The 17,253-nt window shown below is 60.7% G+C and carries 11 protein-coding genes; 5 read left to right on the forward strand and 6 right to left on the reverse strand.

Going from position 1 to position 17,253, the window contains the following annotated elements; genetic code table 11:
- Nucleotides 1-219: 219 nt before the first annotated feature.
- Genes ACVIIW_RS32655 through ACVIIW_RS32665 form a run of 3 tightly spaced genes read left to right on the forward strand, consistent with a single transcriptional unit; the run spans nucleotide 220 to nucleotide 2,610 of the window.
- The gene (locus ACVIIW_RS32655; protein ID WP_456705328.1) at nucleotides 220-519 is read left to right on the forward strand and encodes a phosphopantetheine-binding protein; all 300 of its coding nucleotides are present in this window, start codon (nucleotides 220-222) and stop codon (nucleotides 517-519) included.
- A complete protein-coding gene (locus ACVIIW_RS32660; RefSeq protein ID WP_456704456.1) occupies nucleotides 516-2,330 on the forward strand; it encodes a long-chain-acyl-CoA synthetase in 1,815 nt (604 codons plus the stop codon). Before ACVIIW_RS32655 ends, ACVIIW_RS32660 begins: the two co-directional genes overlap by 4 nt.
- Nucleotides 2,331-2,364: 34 nt before the next feature.
- Nucleotides 2,365-2,610, forward strand: a complete 246-nt coding sequence (locus tag ACVIIW_RS32665) for an acyl carrier protein (RefSeq protein ID WP_456704457.1) — start codon at nucleotides 2,365-2,367, stop codon at nucleotides 2,608-2,610.
- Between the two features lie 206 nt (nucleotides 2,611-2,816).
- On the opposite strand, the gene ACVIIW_RS32670 is transcribed toward ACVIIW_RS32665, so the two are convergent.
- Nucleotides 2,817-3,077: a hypothetical protein gene (locus tag ACVIIW_RS32670; RefSeq protein ID WP_456704458.1), complete on the reverse strand. Its 261-nt coding sequence runs from the start codon at nucleotides 3,075-3,077 to the stop codon at nucleotides 2,817-2,819.
- Between the two features lie 627 nt (nucleotides 3,078-3,704).
- Nucleotides 3,705-4,343, reverse strand: coding sequence for a LuxR C-terminal-related transcriptional regulator (locus ACVIIW_RS32675; RefSeq protein WP_456704459.1), 639 nt, complete (start codon nucleotides 4,341-4,343; stop codon nucleotides 3,705-3,707).
- Between the two features lie 815 nt (nucleotides 4,344-5,158).
- On the opposite strand from ACVIIW_RS32675, the gene ACVIIW_RS32680 reads away from it, so the two are divergent.
- Together ACVIIW_RS32680 and ACVIIW_RS32685 are read left to right on the forward strand one after the other, a co-directional pair.
- Entirely contained in the window at nucleotides 5,159-6,052 is an 894-nt protein-coding gene (locus ACVIIW_RS32680; protein WP_456704460.1) for a LuxR C-terminal-related transcriptional regulator, read from the forward strand.
- A gap of 777 nt (nucleotides 6,053-6,829) precedes the next feature.
- Complete coding sequence (locus ACVIIW_RS32685; protein WP_456704461.1) at nucleotides 6,830-7,897, forward strand: Wzz/FepE/Etk N-terminal domain-containing protein; 1,068 nt, start codon at nucleotides 6,830-6,832, stop codon at nucleotides 7,895-7,897.
- Between the two features lie 332 nt (nucleotides 7,898-8,229).
- Here the strand turns inward: ACVIIW_RS32685 and ACVIIW_RS32690 are convergent, their stop codons facing one another.
- From ACVIIW_RS32690 to ACVIIW_RS32705, 4 genes are all read right to left on the reverse strand, one after another.
- Nucleotides 8,230-9,654 (reverse strand): HlyD family type I secretion periplasmic adaptor subunit, encoded by a 1,425-nt coding sequence (locus tag ACVIIW_RS32690; RefSeq protein WP_456704462.1) that lies wholly within the window; start codon nucleotides 9,652-9,654, stop codon nucleotides 8,230-8,232.
- Nucleotides 9,641-12,289: a type I secretion system permease/ATPase gene (locus tag ACVIIW_RS32695; RefSeq protein ID WP_456704463.1), complete on the reverse strand. Its 2,649-nt coding sequence runs from the start codon at nucleotides 12,287-12,289 to the stop codon at nucleotides 9,641-9,643. Before ACVIIW_RS32695 ends, ACVIIW_RS32690 begins: the two co-directional genes overlap by 14 nt.
- Before the next feature lie 109 nt (nucleotides 12,290-12,398).
- The gene (locus ACVIIW_RS32700; protein WP_456704464.1) at nucleotides 12,399-14,891 is read right to left on the reverse strand and encodes a hypothetical protein; all 2,493 of its coding nucleotides are present in this window, start codon (nucleotides 14,889-14,891) and stop codon (nucleotides 12,399-12,401) included.
- Between the two features lie 609 nt (nucleotides 14,892-15,500).
- A complete protein-coding gene (locus tag ACVIIW_RS32705; protein WP_456704465.1) occupies nucleotides 15,501-16,763 on the reverse strand; it encodes a glycosyltransferase family 4 protein in 1,263 nt (420 codons plus the stop codon).
- Nucleotides 16,764-17,253: the final 490 nt, after the last annotated feature.

Raw genomic sequence — 17,253 nt, forward strand, 5'->3', positions numbered from 1 at the left:
CCCTTTTTCATCGATGGACGACGCGAACCGGGTCGGGACAGATCCCGCTCAAACTGCTAGCCCACTTCCCTTGCTGCGTCGTTGGCGCAGAAGTGGGTGTCAAGGAGCTATCACTCCCGGGCGAGGTACCTCCGAAGCAGAGCTATTGACCAGAGGAGCAGTTGGGTATCGTCGTTGCCGATTGTGATCACGCTCGACCACGGCGAGAGGCCAAGTGAAATGCACGACTCTGTCGTCAACGTTCAGAAACGCGTTCTATCCGTCGTCAGAAGCGTCCTCCAGCAGAACGCAATCACCGCCGATGTCCATCCGGAGTCGCGCTTGGTGGATATCGGGCTGAGCTCGATGGGCATGGTCGAGCTGATGCTCAAGGTTGAAGCAGAGTTCGATCTCATCCTTCCCCAACTCGAAATCACGCCCGAGAATTTTCAATCCGTGAAGACGATGGAGCGGATGATCCTCAACCAGCTTGGCTGCGCACGGACGCCGATCCAACCAAACCGCATGATCACATCGTGAAGACAGCCGTGATCCCGCGGGCCACCGGGGGCGCCGCTCCGCCGCGCAGGCGCTCTACTGCCAACACCTGGCTGCAAGGCATCGCACTAACCGCGCGGCTCGAAGACCAGCCGCATCGGTTATTCGCCGACGTCGTGGAAGAATGGGCACAGCGTCAGCCCGACCGACTTGCCTTGCTCTCGGATGGCCAATCCTTCACCTATGGCGAACTCGCCGCCCGGATCAACCGGTATGCTCGCTGGGCGCGGGATCTTGACCTTCGCGCTGGCCGCACCGTCTGTCTGCTGATGCCGAACCGGCCGGACTACCTCGCCTGCTGGCTCGGCATCAGCAGCGTCGGAGCAACCGTGGCGCTGATCAATACGAGACTGGTCGGCCGGTCCCTGGCTCACTGCATCGACGTCGCGCAGGCCGATCACCTCATTCTGGCTTCCGATTGCGTGAATGCGTTTGAGAGCGCACGTCCGCACCTGGACCGCGTGCCGCAACGTTGGACCCTCGGCACGGGCGACGAAAGCGATCTGGACAAGGCGCTCGTCGCCCTCGAGGCACGTCCGCTGACCTCCGCCCAACGTGGCGACGTCACGATCGACGGACGCGCGCTCCTCATCTACACATCTGGCACCACGGGACTACCGAAAGCGGCGAATGTCAGTCATCGCCGGATACTGACCTGGGGGGGATGGTTCGCAGGGCTGACGGACGCATCCACCGACGACCGTCTCTACGATAGCCTGCCGCTCCATCACTCCGTTGGCGGCGTCGCAGCTCCCTGCAGCATGCTCTGCGCTGGTGGTTCGGTCGTGATCGCCGAGAAATTTTCCGCAAGCAGCTTTTGGGACGATATCGAGCGTTTCGACTGCACCATCTTCCAATATATTGGCGAGCTCTGCCGCTATCTGCTGAAGGCGCCGGCGTCCGAGCGAGACCCGCGACACGGACTGCGACTGGCTGTCGGTAACGGATTGCGCGGCGACATCTGGGAGGTGTTCGCCAGCCGGTTCGCGATTCCGCAGATCCTCGAATTCTATGCCGCGACGGAAGGCAATTTTTCCCTGTTCAACGTCGAAGGAAAACCCGGTGCGATCGGCCGGATACCACCGGTGCTGGCGCATCGCTTTCCTGCCGCGATCGTCAAGGTGGACGCCGACAGCGGCAATCCGCTCCGCAGCGACGCCGGGCTCTGCATCGCCTGCGCCCCTGGCGAGACCGGCGAGGCTGTCGGGCATATCGGCAGTGCTGGTCGCGACGGCGTACCTTTCGAAGGTTACACCGATCAGGCCGAAACCGCGAAAAAGATTCTGCGCGACGTCTTTGCTGAAGGCGATGCATGGTTCCGCACTGGTGATCTGATGCTGCGCGATGAGCAGGGCTATTTCCACTTCGTCGACCGCCTCGGCGACACCTTCCGCTGGAAGGGCGAAAACGTCGCGACCAGCGAAGTGAACGACGCAATAAGGGACTGCCCCGGCGTTCTCGATGCCTCGACCTATGGAGTTGCCGTGTCGGGGGTCGATGGCCGCGCCGGCATGGCGGCACTGGTGGTGGACCGCCGTTTCGATTTCGGGATCTTCAGAGAACATCTTTCGTATCGGCTCCCGCGCTATGCAGTCCCAACCTTCGTCAGGTTGTGCCGGGCGCTCGAAGCGACCGACACTTTCAAGCAGAACAAGCAGCGGCTGATCCGCGAGGGGTTTGATCCTTCGGTGACGGACGATCCGCTGTTCCTGCGCGATCCGGTGAGCGGCGACTATCGTTCGATCGACCGTGCGGTCTACGCGCGCATCATTGCGGGCGAAATCAGGCTCTAGCATCGGCTCGGAAAACCGAGATGTGAGGTATACCATGTCAGTCAAGTCGAAGATCTTCTCCGTGATGACGCTGATCGCCGACGAACAGAAGGTCACGCTTCCGCCGCTTGAGGACGATCTGTCGCTGAACGAAACCGGGTTCGATTCGCTGGCATTCGCCATCCTGGTTGCGCGGCTCGAGGACGAGCTCGGTATCGATCCATTCACAGTCGCCGAGGACGCAGCTTTCCCGTCTACCGTCGGAGAGTTTGTCAGAGCCTACGAGAATGTCCCCGCCTGACATCATCGCGCTGCGCCCGTATCTCGGGCAGGAGTCCAAGAATCGCAGGATTTCCGATGCGCCATTGTGTCGCCGGCGGGCATGATTCAGCACAGCTCGTTAACTGGCAGATCCTGCGAGTCGTCCGGCCACTCGGTGCCGGTTGCGATTTTGCAGACCCTCCCCTCGGCTCAAAACCACTCGATCTCGACTCCGGGCCCTGCAGATCATTTCAGCGACAGCCCGTTCAAATACTCGAGCATCGTAGCGCAGGCCTTCTCCGCTTCCGCGAACGTCGCAAACGCCGAACCGGCAATCCTGATCGCGCCGTTCCCTCGATAGAGCGGCCGCCACGACGCCACATACCCGGCACGTCCATGAAAGCCGGCACCAGCAGGGGTCTCATACGTGATCACAAAGGAAAAGCCGTCGCGGGCCGCGCTCCAAATTTCCATGTCCTCAACGGCACGGTGAAACTGAAGGGACATCAAGATGGGTCCGCACACTCGCTTTCAACCACAGAGTCTCAGTCCTGTTGGCAGGGCCGACTACGGAGACGGCCCTGGCCACTTGGGGGGCAGGGCAGGAAAGGGCCAGGGCCGCCGCTCCAGATGTGCCGAGTGCAGTCGGCACACCTTTACGTCTGCATCTGGATGCCGTTGGTTACCCGCGACTTGTTCTACCTGACAACGGACGAACCGCCATGAACCCAGAGCTGCAGATGACGAATAATTGCACTTTCTTCCCGCCGTCTTGGCTGCAATTCTGGATCAACCGCCAGTCCGGACGGACTACCCATTTAGCTTTCCCGACATTGGCCTAGCCAATCAAGCAGCGCTTGATCTTCAGGGCCCCCTGAAGCTGCTCGTCCAGCCTGACCGGGGGCGGCGCCGGCGACGGATACAGCTGCATCGCTGGCCCGCCGATGCTGATCTGAAGGCTACGACACTGCGCAGGTATCAGGATCACGTCCCAAAACGGCAGATTGCCCGGATCGGTCGTGTCGGCGCGCCCACCCGCATCGCTGCCGAGCCTGGGCCCTTCCCGCCGGGGCCGGCGCTTCCAATAGCGCCCATCGCAGCTTCGGCGAAGAATGGTGGTGCATGCAGACCTTCTCAGCGATCACCATTCGTCGGACTCAATCCGGAGTGCGGAGGTTTCTCCCGCGCGGCCGTGGCGCGATCATGCTGCGAGATGGCAAGGGCCGCGAGCACCGTCCGATTGCTGATTTCAAGCTTTTGAAAGATGTTGTGAAGGTGCACCTTGATGGTGCCGTCGGCAATGTTCAGCCGCCGCCCGATTTCCTTGTTCGACAATCCTTCGGAGACCAGACGCATGATCTGACGCTCGCGTTCCGTCAGCGTCGTCAGCCCATTCTCCAAATTTGCGCCCTGCTCGTGCGACACGATCGATTCTGATGGGGTGGACGGCAGCACGTTGTGACCGTTGGCGATCAGCCGGAGCGACTGCACCAGCGCCTCGGGATCGGAGTCTCTGAGGATGATACTGCAGGTCACCGGCGTCGCCGCGAGCACCAGCTCGCAATCCTCACTCGCAGCGAAAAACACCACATGTGTCGAACGATTTTCTGAATTCACGGTCGAAAGAATTTTCGCGGCGGCAAGCTCAGGCATCGCGGGATCGACAATCGCGATATCGGGCGCCAGGCCCCGGATCGCCTCGATGCAGCTCGCCGCGTCGCTACAAGAAGCGACGATGCTGAAATCGGATGCGGCACCGAGCACACTGCTCATTCCGCGCAAGACGACCGGATGCCGGTCTGCAATGACTACATTAATACGTCGCATTGGGCGCTCCTCAGCCTATCGCCTCCCAAAACATAAACTCTGCACACCCTTTCGCTATTTCACCTACTCTTAGGAGACTCACCCGAAATTTCCATTAATACAACAATTGTCGATGTGGCAGGGCAATACTTAGAGTCATCAGGCACGCTGCTCTGCTCGCTTCCCGACTCTCGCCCCATCAATTCGCGATTCGAAAGCCCGTAAGAACCCGGCAATCAGGCCGCGGCACGCCAGCCTTTATGCCGAGCCAGTCCGGGCAACAGCGGTAACGTCACCGTGCAGGCCTTCGATATTCCTCTATCCCAGATCGATATGCGCCCCCTTTGACACACTCGCAGGATGTGTTCGCGCAAACGTCGCATCGACGAACAAAAACATCGTCAGGTTTTTCACCTTCAAATGAACATCGTCATCTAATTCACCCAGAGGCTGCGCCATAAGGTGCTTTTCTGCACCGTACTTGCACGGGTTAACGATGCCTACCGCCTATAACGAACGATATATAGGGCGATCTGAAATTCGCATCTAACATTCAAAAAAGTTTACTCAACATTAATTATTCGATTTCCACCGACGTGGTCGGACAAAACAAAAAAGAGCATCGCGATCGAGGTAACTCCATATTTCTGAAGACCAGAACCGGAGGGAGAACGACCAAACGAACAACAAGGGCTAATTCGTCCATCGAGAAACCAAAGAAACCAGATTGAGTTTAACCGCCCATCGCTGTTGTGTCATTGCGTAGTAGGCTGGAGGGTAAAATGAGGAGGCGGCATTCTTGCGAGACCGTTCTTATTGGAAAGAACGTTTTGATTAGAGAAGGCATTGCTAAAATCTTGCACGCGGCGAATTTTCACATCCCGGTCTCGGTGTCGAGCCCCGAGGAATTGCCGCACTCACTTCAAGCAGAGAAATTGATGTTCCTTATCGTCCATACGGGCGACGGGTTCAATCTCACGATAGCGCAAATCGGATTTGTGAAAGATCGCTATCCGGACGCTCGCATTGCGATCGTTTCGGACAATTATCGGCCAGTCGACCTCGCCTCGGCATTTCGAGCAGGCGCCAACGGCTACTTTGTCAACGTCAATTCATGCGACGCTTTCATCAAGTCGGTCGAGCTCGTGACAATGGGCGAGACCGTCTTTCCACCTGCATTCCTGTCATTCGCCCTTGATGCCAGTCGCGAACGCGAAACGGCGGAGCCCGGCGAATGCGAACACGCCATCCTCGCCGTTGCGGAGGACGCGATCTTGCCGCAGCTCTCTCCTCGAGAAAACGCAATCCTATCCTGCCTCATCGAAGGCGATTCCAACAAGTGCATTGCCAGGAAGATCAACATCGCCGAGGCAACCGTGAAGGTTCACGTCAAGGCGATCCTGCGGAAGATCCGGGTCCAGAACCGGACACAAGCGGCGATCTGGGGAATGAACCATGGCTCGCGGATACGAGCGATGGACGGTCGCATCCCCTCAGCCGTGGATGCGGGCAGAGGAATCGCGAAGACCCTCGAGGTGATCTCCGAAATGAAGCAACTCGAGGAGCCGGCTCCATTGGTTCCCAACGCTGGTCACGCCGCGGTACCGCCTATCGACGGCCTACTTCGCAAGGCCGGAGTTCGATCGCCTGCCGCAGCCGTACGGCTCTGCAAGTAGATGCAGGGTTGTTGAAACGCCCAGGGGGTCTTCAAACCTCTGACGTCGCGCGAAAGTAACGCCGCGACATGTTCGTGGACATCTCGACACCGGGTGCTTCGCACGATCTGCCCTGCTACCCCGGCGCGAGTAGCAGGCGTGATCGCCGGACACTCTCCTCGGGCTGACGAGGCCCAGGCGCAGGGCTGCGGAGCCCGCTGTTTATCGCGCCCGCAGCGCCTGCTGCTTTGTACCTTGCCCAGCGGGGGCGACGGTGGCTGATGATCCTGCGTGCGCCGGTCTCGATCTCGACCGTCACCGCCGAGCCTCGGCCCATCCTCGAACCTGCATGTCATGTCGCGTTGACCGGGAGGCCGCGTGGCCGGACCAAAACGCTGCTCTTGGCTTTTCAAGGCTCTCGCCTCGCGTAAGCGGCCAATCAGAGCGGCGGCCAACGATAATTGTCACCGAGCCCCGCGCTTCCTCTGCAGGAGGCCGAGTTACCTATTTATCGCCAATTCCCATCCAGCGAGCTGTAATGTACTGATTCAGTCGACACGAGCGACTGGGTGGTAGAGTGCCATGGGCTATGCGTTCTTCACCAATCTGCCGGTCTCTACAAACTTTCCAGCACATTTGGTCGACGGCGGCAGAGCGGCCTCAACAAGCGTCGGTAGTGGTCGTTTAGTTCTCTCGTGCGACTTCGTCTGCTGCCGACCGACGTCCCCTTGGTAAATCGCGGCACATATTCAACACGGGCACCGTCGCGAAGCCTCAACTGACAGCGCTGGTACGAAAATGATGCAGACCAATAGAACGGACAATCGGGATAATATGCCTCGTCCGGCACCGTCCGTGTCCCTGGTGGAAGTGCTAACCTTCATACGACGGCATCTCAGGGCCATATCGCTGACATCTCTCGCAGCGCTTGGCATTGCTATACTTTATCTCGTCACCGCGGTCCCGACGTTCACTGCGAAGGCGGAACTCGTCGTCGACTCGAAAGCGATCGACCCTACGTCGGTGTCAACGGTCGTGGAAAGTCAGATCAGGATCATAAAGTCTGACAGCATCGCTAGCGCTGTGATCGGAAAGCTCGGCCTTGCTCAAGACCCGGAATTCGCGGACCAAGCCAGCCTCTTGCGCACGATGACCAGGTCGATATCCCGTCTGCTTGGCTGGAGCAATCCGGATACGGAAGCTAATGCCGCCCGCTATGTCGTGGAATCATTCCAACGCAAGCTTTCGGCCAAGCGTCTCGGCCCGACGTATCTTGTCGAGATTACTTTCGACTCCCGAGATCCCAATCGAGCGGCGCAGATTCTAAACGCTGTCGCGGAAAAGTATATTTCCCGTCAAATGGACAATGCCGGCTTGCAGGATGATTCATGGGTTAAGGATCGATTGAATGATTTGAGCACCCAGGCAGCGGCTGCCCAAAAGGCATTCGATGATTATAGTAGAACTGGGAAAGATGCAGCGGATTCCGCCGCGACTATGGACAAGCTGGCAGCAGCTGCCGAATCATCCAAAGCCGCCTATGACAATTTTCGTCACGTGCTGCGCAAGACGGAGGCCACGCAACAACAATCCTCGCCGGTGTTTGAGGCGAGTTTCATCACGGGGGCTTCGCCTCCCTTGAGCGCCAGTTCGCCAAAAGCCAGAATTGTGCTTGGAGCAGCGATCATTGTCGGGGCACTTCTTGGCATAGCTATTGGAATACTGCGCGATCTTTCGGAAATTCTCGCCAGCGAAAGCGCGCAAGATGACGCGATCGAGCGAGCTATTCCGGATGTGGTCCGACCAGGTCTTCAATCTGACGCATCGGCAAAGACGCGGCCGGCGCGCCTTACGAGTTCGGGGTGAAGGTCATTGGCCTTCACCCTCATTGCCCGCCATCGATGCTGGCGGGCGTGTCCGCGCTAAGCAAATACGGGTTGAAAGCACTGGACGTTCCTCAACGGTCCGACCCATCGAAGTGAAATGGTCGGGACGGTGAGCGCGGCCGATGGCGGTGCCCCCAAGCCATGGCCGCGCGGACGACGATGCGGCAGCGGGCGCTACGGCGATGCTGTCGATGCTCGGCCTCGATCGCATGATCCATTTCGGTCCCGAGGCGCGCCAGCCGGTCGGGAGAAGTAGTTCAAGCGATTCGACATCGGCAGGTTGCGCGCAACGCTCCGGTGCTCCGCTTCCGTCTATCGCTCCCGCAGCGCCTCCTGCTTGTATCTCGCCAGGGGTGAGAGAAGGTAGCTGATAATCCTGCGCGCGCCGGTCTTGACCTCAACCGTTACCGCCATGCCCGGGCCGAGCTTGACGAGCTTGTCCTCCACCTGCATGTGCGTGCGGTCGAGGGAAATGCGCGCCGCATATTCCAGTTCCTGGCCCTTCGGCTCGCTGCTGCCTTGCGCTGTGCCCGGCGCGCGGTCGTTCGATCCGCCCTGCCTGTCCCGCGTGATGGCGTCGGTCGATACGCTGAGCACGTCCCCGTGCAGCAGCCCATATCGCGTGAAATTGAACGTATCGACCTTGATCTCCGCCTTCTGTCCGGGATGGACGAAACCGATGTCGCGGTTCGAGAGCATGGCCTCGATCTCGAGCTGACTCTCGCTCGGAACCACGACGGCCAGTGCCTGCGCCGGCGTCACCACGCCTCCCACCGTGTGAACGGCGAGCTGTTGCACGACGCCGTCGACCGGCGCAGTCAAATGCTGAAGCTTCGTGCGCCGTTCCGCCTTGACTACTTCCTGCGCAGCGTTCGCGGCCTTCTGCTCGGCTTTCGCAAGTGCGTCATAGGTTGCACGCCGATACTCCGCGGCAGTCTTTTGTTTCGTTTCCTTCAGCAAGGCGATGGCGGCATCAGCTTCGCGGAGCCTGCTCTGCTGGAGGACCAGATCCTGCTGAAGACCGACCAGCTCCTGATACTCGGAGAGATAGACAACTTTCGAAGCCAGGGCCTTGTCGACGAGACCCTTGCGAATGTCGACCCGCTCCTGGAGCACCGGTATGGTCGCCTGGAGCTTCGCCACGCTCGCCGACGTGGTCGCCCGCTCCGCTTCCTTCTGACCTTGCTGGCGCTCGATCTCGGCGAGCTTCGCGCTCTGCTCGGCGCGCTGGCTGATCAGAAACTGCCGATGCATCTCGATCTCCGCGGCGCTCGCGTCCTGCGGTGCTCGGAAGGCGGCAAGCGGATCGTCGGTGAGTGCAGCGCGCAGCCGCGCAACCTCGAGTTCGGCCGCAACGAGATCGCTTCTCTGGCGTTCCTGATCGGCTTCCGTCATCGTCGGGTCGAGCTCAATCAGAACGTCGCCGGCCTTGACGCTCTGTCCGTCGCGTACGTGGATGGCGCGAACAACGCCCGTCTCGAACGGCTGGATCAGCTTGGTGCGCCCGCCGGGCACGATCTTGCCCGTCGCAGTGGCAACGATATCGACGCTGCCGAATGATGCCCACAGCAGTGCGACGCAAAAGATCGCGATGATGCTCGCCCCGATCGCGCGACCGATCGGTGACGGCGGCGATTCGGTGATCTCGAGCGCCGCGGGCAGAAACGCAATCTCCTGCTCGCGCCGTCGAACCTCGGCTCTGGGAAACGTAACGATATTTCGGCTAGCGGACGTCATGGATACCGGCCTGCAGATAGTGGAGGTTGGCGTAGCGCCCGTTCGAGCGGATCAGCTCATCATGGCTGCCGTCTTCGACGATGCGGCCATGCTCGAGAGTGATGATCCGGTTCGCATTGCGGACGGTCGACAGTCGATGAGCGATGACGAATACTGTCCGGCCAGCGGCAATCCTTTTCATGTTCTGCTGGATAGCGCGCTCGCTCTCGTAATCGAGCGCACTGGTCGCCTCGTCGAGGATAAGGATGCGCGGGTTGGTAATGAGTGCGCGAGCGATCGCGACACGCTGTCGCTGTCCGCCCGATAAACTGCTGCCGCGTTCGCCAACGATGGTGTCATAACCCTCGGGCAGCTCCAGGATGAAGTCGTGAGCGCCGGCGAGTGACGCTGCCTCGATGACGCGCTCCATGGGCATGGTCGGGTCGGCGAGTGCAATGTTCTCGCGAATCGAGCGATTGAAGAGCACGTTCTCCTGCAAAACCACGCCGATCTGACGCCGAAGCCAGGTCAGGTCGACCATCGCGAGGTCGACGCCGTCAACCAGCACGCGTCCGCTCTCCGGCACGTAGAGACGCTGGATCAGCTTGCCGATGGTGCTCTTGCCCGAGCCCGAAGAGCCCACGACACCAACGACCTGGCCGGGCTCGATGCCGAAGGATACGTCATGGAGCACTTCGGGTCCGTCAGCGCGATAGCGGAAGGTTACATGCTCGAACGTGACCTTGCCGCGGATGGGCGGCAGCGCGGCGCGGGCCGAACTGAAGCTTGGCTCGGGAATGGTGTTGAGAATGTCCCCGAGACGATCGACCGACAGGCGGGCCTGATGGAAATCCTGCCAGATCTGCGCGAGCCGAAGCACCGGCATGCTCACCCGCCCCGCCAGCATGTTGAACGCGACCAGCTCGCCGACCGTCAAGTCGCCGCCGATCACGAGCCTCGCGCCGAAGTAGAGCGTCGCGGCGGTGACCAGCTTGTTGATCATCTGAACCGCTTGACTCGCCGTATTGTTCAGGCTGAGCACGCGGAAGCTCGCACCGACATAGCCGGCGAGTTGCTCCTCCCAGCGGCGTTGCATTTGCGGTTCGACCGCCATCGCCTTCAGCGTCTCGACCCCTGTCACGCTCTCGACCAGGAAGGCCTGATTCTCCGAGCCACGATTGAACTTCTCATCGAGGCGCCGGCGAAACAGCGGCGCGGCCCCGACGGAAATTCCGATGTAGAACGGGAACGATGCCACGACGATCAGCGTCAACGTCGTCGAATAGTAGAACATGACCGCCAGGAAGACGACGGTGAACAAGAGATCGACGACGAGCGTGAGCGCCGAGCTCGTCAGGAACTGGCGGATGTTCTCGAGCTCGCGAACGCGTGCGACGGAATCGCCAACGCGGCGTGTCTGGAAATATGCGATGGGCAACGCAATCAGGTGACGAAATAGCCGGGCGCCGAGCTCGACGTCTATGCGGTTCGTCGTGTGCGCGAACAGATGGACGCGCAACGTGCCGAGAACGGTCTCGAACAAGGTCAACGCGACGAGGCCCGCAACCAGGACGTCGAGCGTGCTGATGCTTCGATGCACGAGCACCTTGTCGATGACCACCTGGAAGAACAGCGGGGCGACCAGCGCAAAGACTTGAAGGAAGAACGACGCGATCAGCACTTCGCCGAGAAGACGGCGATACTTGTGGACCGCACCGAGAAACCAGCTGATGTCGAAACGCCGGGAGAGATCCGTCAGCGCGGCGCGGCGGGTCATCAAGATGATGTCGCCGTCCCAGATGAGCTCGAGCTCAGCCTGGGTCATGGATTCCGGGCGGGGGGACAATGGGCGCTGAACAAGAAGCTTGTCGTCGATGACCTTGCCGAGGATCAGGAAGCCGCCGTCGCGCAGCACGGCAATTGCGGGCAGCGGCGTGACGGAAAGCCTGTTCCAGCTCGATCGCTGTGCACGAGCCTTGAGCCCGTACTCCCTGGTACAACGCAGGATTTCGGTCACACCGACCCGCGACGCCCCCATGCGATGCCGGATTTGCTCCGGGTCGGCCGCAATGCCATGGCAACGCAGCAAGATCGCCACCGCAATGAGCCCCGACTGATCGCCGCTCTCAGGCTCAGGACCCGCCTCATGGACGGGCATGTCGCGACGATCGGCGGAATAGGCACGCGTCAGGGCGTCACCGGCCTTGCCAACCAGATCACGCCCGCGCGCAATCAGACCGGCAAAGGCATGATGTGCCCGAGCGGCCAGGCCCTGAGATCCGGTCAGGATCAATCGGCCGTCCCAGATTTCCTCGAATTCCGCACGCGGCATCAACTTCGGATGCGGCGAGGTCGGATGCAGCACAAGCGCGGCATCGTCCTCAATCTTCCCGAGCAGCAGAAATCCGCCATCACGCAGCGCTGCGATTCCGGGCAGGCGGATGCCTGCAAGCTGCTTCCAATGTGTCGTGCGCGAACCGACCTTCAGCCCGAAATCGCGGGCGCAGCGCAGCATCGCCTGGATGCCGATTGCGCTCTCGCCACAGCGAGAGCGGAGCTGGTCGGGCTCGGCGTTGACGCCGTGAAGGCGCAGGAACAGAGCCAGGGATCGAAACCCGAGATCCGCGGCGTGGGCATTTCCATTCTGGATCGCCATTTTTTACTCAACCTTTCGCGGCTACCGACCGCGTACGTGGTTCCTTCTCATGCATTCACTGAGATCGACGGTGCCGCACCCAGGCACTGAGCCTGGGTGCGGGCCGGCATTAATGTTGCGGTCGGGCCAGCAATGGTTCGTGACCCAAACCGATCGCCTGCGACACAGCCGACACGATCTGACCGGCATCCACCTGGCCGGTATGGCCGGCCAGATACTGGTTCAGCAGCGCGAAACTCTGGCTTGCCAAGGACGCCATGCCCGTCGCAGCCGGATGATCCGCCACAGCAATCGACTGCGGCGCGGTCGTCGCCAGAGTGCTGCTACCCGGATCAAAATGCTGTTGGAGCAGCGCAAAGGCCCGGTTTGCCAAGGACCCCGTGTTCGCAGCGGTCTCCTGCGGATGAACCGCAGGGTCGATCGTGTGTGGCGAGGTCTGAGTCACCGCCGTCGTGGTGGGATCAGCATGCTGATGATCCGTCGCGATGTGGTGGTGGTGATGGTGGTGATGAACCGCGGAGCCGACCGTCTGTGACGACGTCGGCGTCACGGCCGTCGTGGCGGTAGCAGCATGCTGATGATCCGTCGCGACGTGGTGCTGGAGGTCGGGCGACGAGGTGGTGGTCGTGGCGGCCGTGGGTCGAGGATCGATCACGGTGATGGTCTGCGGCGAAGCCGTCGAAACTGCGCCGGTTGACGGATCCTTCGCACTTGCCGTCAGGGTAAGTGTCGCAACCGGATGGCCGCCGCCGCGATAGTTCGAGGTCAGCTCCAATCCGCTGTCGACCTGCGCGGCCGTCAGCGTGATGTTATTTCCACTGAACGTTTTGCCGTCGAGCTTGTCAGTGATCGATTCATATTTCGGCAACCCCGTGATGTTCACGGTCACGAGATCGTTTGAATCGGTCGTCGTCACCTTGGCACCGAGATCGACTGTGCCGCCTCTGCCGGCCACCGTGAGCGAGTTATTCGCAATGGTGAGAACCGGCGTGGTCGACGACGGGGTGGACGGCGTCGTGGGTGACGAGGGTGTCGTCGGTGTCGTGGGTGTCGTGGGTGTCGTCGACGTCGGGTCGACCTGCAGACCGGAGAACGTTTTCACCGCGCCGGCAAGGTTCGCAGCGACACCGCTGGCGTCCTTGATGGCCGCACCGCTCGGAAGATTGACCCCGGTGATGGCAAGCGCCGAAGTGCTGGTGTTGGTCGACGCGACAGTCGTTTTGAAGGTGAGCGTGCCCGTGCCCGAACCACCGGAATAAGTGGCCGTGCCGCCGTCATTGAGCGACAGCGTCGGCGTACCCGTCACCGTAACCGCCTCATTGAAGCCGAGTGTCAGCGTGATCGCGTCACCGACGTGCTCGGTGCCAGTGCCCGGAGAGGCCGTGGCCTGCGTCACCGCCGGCGAGATCGGATCGATCTGGAGACCGGCGAAGGTCTTCACCGCGCCCGACAGGCTCGCTGCGACACCGGAAGCATCCTTGATGCTCGCGCCACTCGGAAGGTTGACGCCGGTGATGGCGAGCGCCGAGGTGTTGGTGTCGGTCGCCGCGACAGTCGTTTTGAAGGTGAGCGTGCTCGTGCCCGAACCACCAACATAGGTGGCGGTATTGCCGTCGTTGAGCGAAAGCGTCGGCGTGCCCGTCACCGACACGGCCTCGTTGAAGCCGAGCGACAGGGTGATCGTGTTTCCTGCCTGTTCGATGCCCGTGGCCGGGGAAGCGGTGGCTTGCGTCACCGCCGGTGTGACCGCTGGGGTGGTGGGCGAGGTGCTGCCAGACGGTGTCGGCGTGCCGCCGCTCACGGCCTTGAGCATTGGAAGGACCGAATTCATGTCCAGACGGAGCGCGTTCATTGTCGCCGAGTCATAGGCGTTCGCCTGGGTGCGAATGGCGGTCTGGGTGCCTCCAGTATCGATGACGTAGGCGCCATATTGCTGGAGGGCGTGGAACACTTCCTGACCGAGCGTGGAAAGGCCGGAGGGCATTGGCGTTCCGGGCGCAATGGCCAGAAGCTCTCCTTCCTGCATTATGCCGCTGGAACTGTTGCCGTCGGTGGCGATAGCGGGGGAGACGTAGCCTGGCTTCAAGAGCGAGCCGTCGACCGCAAGCTGCAGGGCATGATCGATGGTGCCCGTGTCCGTCTGCGCCTTGATCAGCATCCCGCCCAGCTCGCTCGCACCGACTGCAAGGATGCCTGCGCCCTTCCCGGCGGTGCCCCAACCGGTGTCCGTCACGGCGTTTGCCTCGCCATACGACTGGGCGGTCGCGGTCGTGTTGCTGGTGCGGTTGAACCGCCAGAAATTATAGACGTTGTCGCCGTCGACGATAACGATCGAGGAGTCGGTTGGGGTCCCGCCGGTCGCCCCGACCGGAACGTGGACGCTAACGGTCCCGCCTGGCCATCCCCAGCTGGCGGGAACAGACACCTGCACGACGGGGTCCGACGACGAGGCGACGTAGACTGGCACGTTGCCCCAGCCCACGTCGTAGTTCCATCCGGTCGAGGCGGGCCAGTTGAGCGAGGTATAGGTTGCTCCGGTCGGGACCTGCTGGTTCCAAGCAGAGGTCGACGAGAACGGAGTGGATGACAGGTTGAACGACATACGTACCCTTTCGTTCTATTTGCAGACTTAGAGAGTCTTTTCGTGACAACGGAATTCCACTGCCGCGCATCGTGAAGGCGCGCGACATACCACGTGCTCGCAACCTCAGGTCGCGAGCAGATTCCAACGCATCGCTGTCTCGGACCGCGAGCGGATTCCAACGCATCACAGTCTCGGACTGCGAGCGGATTCCAAAGCAGTGGGATTTGGATTTGCCCCCCAACTGCTAGGTCGGCTGGCTAAAGAGCAAAAATGGCGAAAAAACTTTCAAAGTGTGATTTATACCCAAGTATGTCGCGCCATTATGTGCCCATTTTGCGCAAGGTATTGAATTGCTTGGCTCAAGACACGCGCGTTCAATTTACCTATCAGCTTGTTTCGCCGTCGGAGAGGTACAGCTGGGTCCCACGCCGGGATGGAAACGTTGCGTAGGCGAGCACATCATTGTTCGGCGCTGCTCTTGCCCGCATGCGCCAGCGCCTTGCGCATGAACTGCAGGCGGCAACGCACGCAATGTGGCGTCGATGGTCGATCTGTTTGAAGCGAGGTGGTCGTTGCAATTCCACCGCGCGGCATGGCGGAGCCATCACAGGCTCATTGCTTCCGCTCTCAGTGAGGATTCACATCGGCTGGTGCCCCGGCACGTGCGCGCCTCGGCGAGAGCGCCGTATAGGCAGCGAGGAGCGAACGTTTTTCGAGCTCCCACTGAAATGCGCCGTAGGCACGTTCCCTGCCGTACTTCCCCATTCGCTCGCGCCCGGCCTCGTCCTCAAGCAGCGCCACGATTCCTTCGCCGAGCGCCCGCGGCGTCGGCTCTGCCACCACGAGGCCGGCGTCGCCCGCATCACTTCTCGCCTGCGCCAAGTCGAAGAGGACGAAAGGCAACCCGAGGGCCATGTATTCAAAGACCTTGATCATCGACATCACCACGTTGCAGGCATTGGGCGGATCCGGAACGACACCGATGTCGCAAGCCGCCAGCATGGCGGGAAGCGGATCGCCCGAAACGTACCCGGCAAATTCGACATTCTCGGCAATCCCGAGCTCGCTTGCGAGCGTCCTGAGCCGACCGGCCTCCGGCCCGTCGCCGATGATCAGACAGGCGATATCCGTTCGATGCAGGCGCCTGACGATGTGCTCCATCGCCTTGACCAGGAGGTCTACACCGTCCTGCTCGGCCATCATTCCCACATAGCCGACGAGATATCGACAGCTCCGCCTGACCGACAGTTCGGGCTTGACGCGACTGAAGCGCCCAAGCTCGGGGACGCTTCTGACAATCCACACGCTGTCTGGCGGCATGCCGCCTCGCTCCACGGCCTGCCGCTTCAGGGTAGGGTTTGTCGCGAGGCTCCCGTCGGCCAAGCGAAACGTCCAGCGTTCAAGCAGAAGCAGGACACGGTAAAGGAAATCCTGACGGCCGAACTTGACCTCATAAAGTTCGGGCACGGGATCATGCTGATCAAACAGAAATTTCTTGCCAAAGAAGACTTTGTAGAAAATCGCAATCAAAAAGATCAAATCCGGTGGATTACATGCATGAAGAATATCGAATCCATGCCTGTACAACACCTTCAACGAGAGAACGAATTGCCAAAAAAGGGCGACAGTATATTCGAGAAGATAAGTCAGCGCGCCCGAGCCTTCCACACCCCGTGGATGGCGGTAGATGTGCACACCGTCCATCTGCTCGTATCCCTTGTCATATCCCCTTCCTTTCGGGCAAATGACCGAGACGGTGTAACCAGCCTGGTGCAGCGCTGTAGCCTGCGGCCAGACCCGGCGATCGGCTGGCACCGGCAGGTTCTCAACGATGATAAGGACCGCGCCGGCTGTATCACCTGCCGCAGATACGTTCGTTGAGAGAACCATTGCGTCTACCTCGGTCACTGGGAACACGGCCAGTTCTCGTATAGGACGTCCCAAGCACAATCGCGAGGTCGCGGACGATTGGCAGGATGCCCTCAAACGGATTACGCCGAAAAAGCACGATCACCGCGCCACCCGCGATCGGCCGACACGACCCTCTTTAGGCCGCGAGGGCTGGTCGATCAGCCCTTTCTTTACGAAAACCAGAACATGCCGCAAATCGCCGGCGAACCTACGTGCGCAGGAGCAGAGCCTTCAGTCTACGGCTCGAATTTGAATTCAATACGTTCTGCGCCGCCAATCGCCCTCGTGGAGTCTGCGCCGTTGCGACCGAAGTCCAACCGGCGCGATGGGTAAGGCTCGTCTAAAGCCACGTGCAATCAGCACGCGCTGCTCGACACACCAGCAACAATCGAGCGACTGACAACCAATGTCACCTCGGGCACGCCAGCGTAAAGACGACCAACCGCTTTCAGGGTTTTGACCGATCCAT

The organism is Bradyrhizobium sp. USDA 4449, from assembly GCF_054056275.1.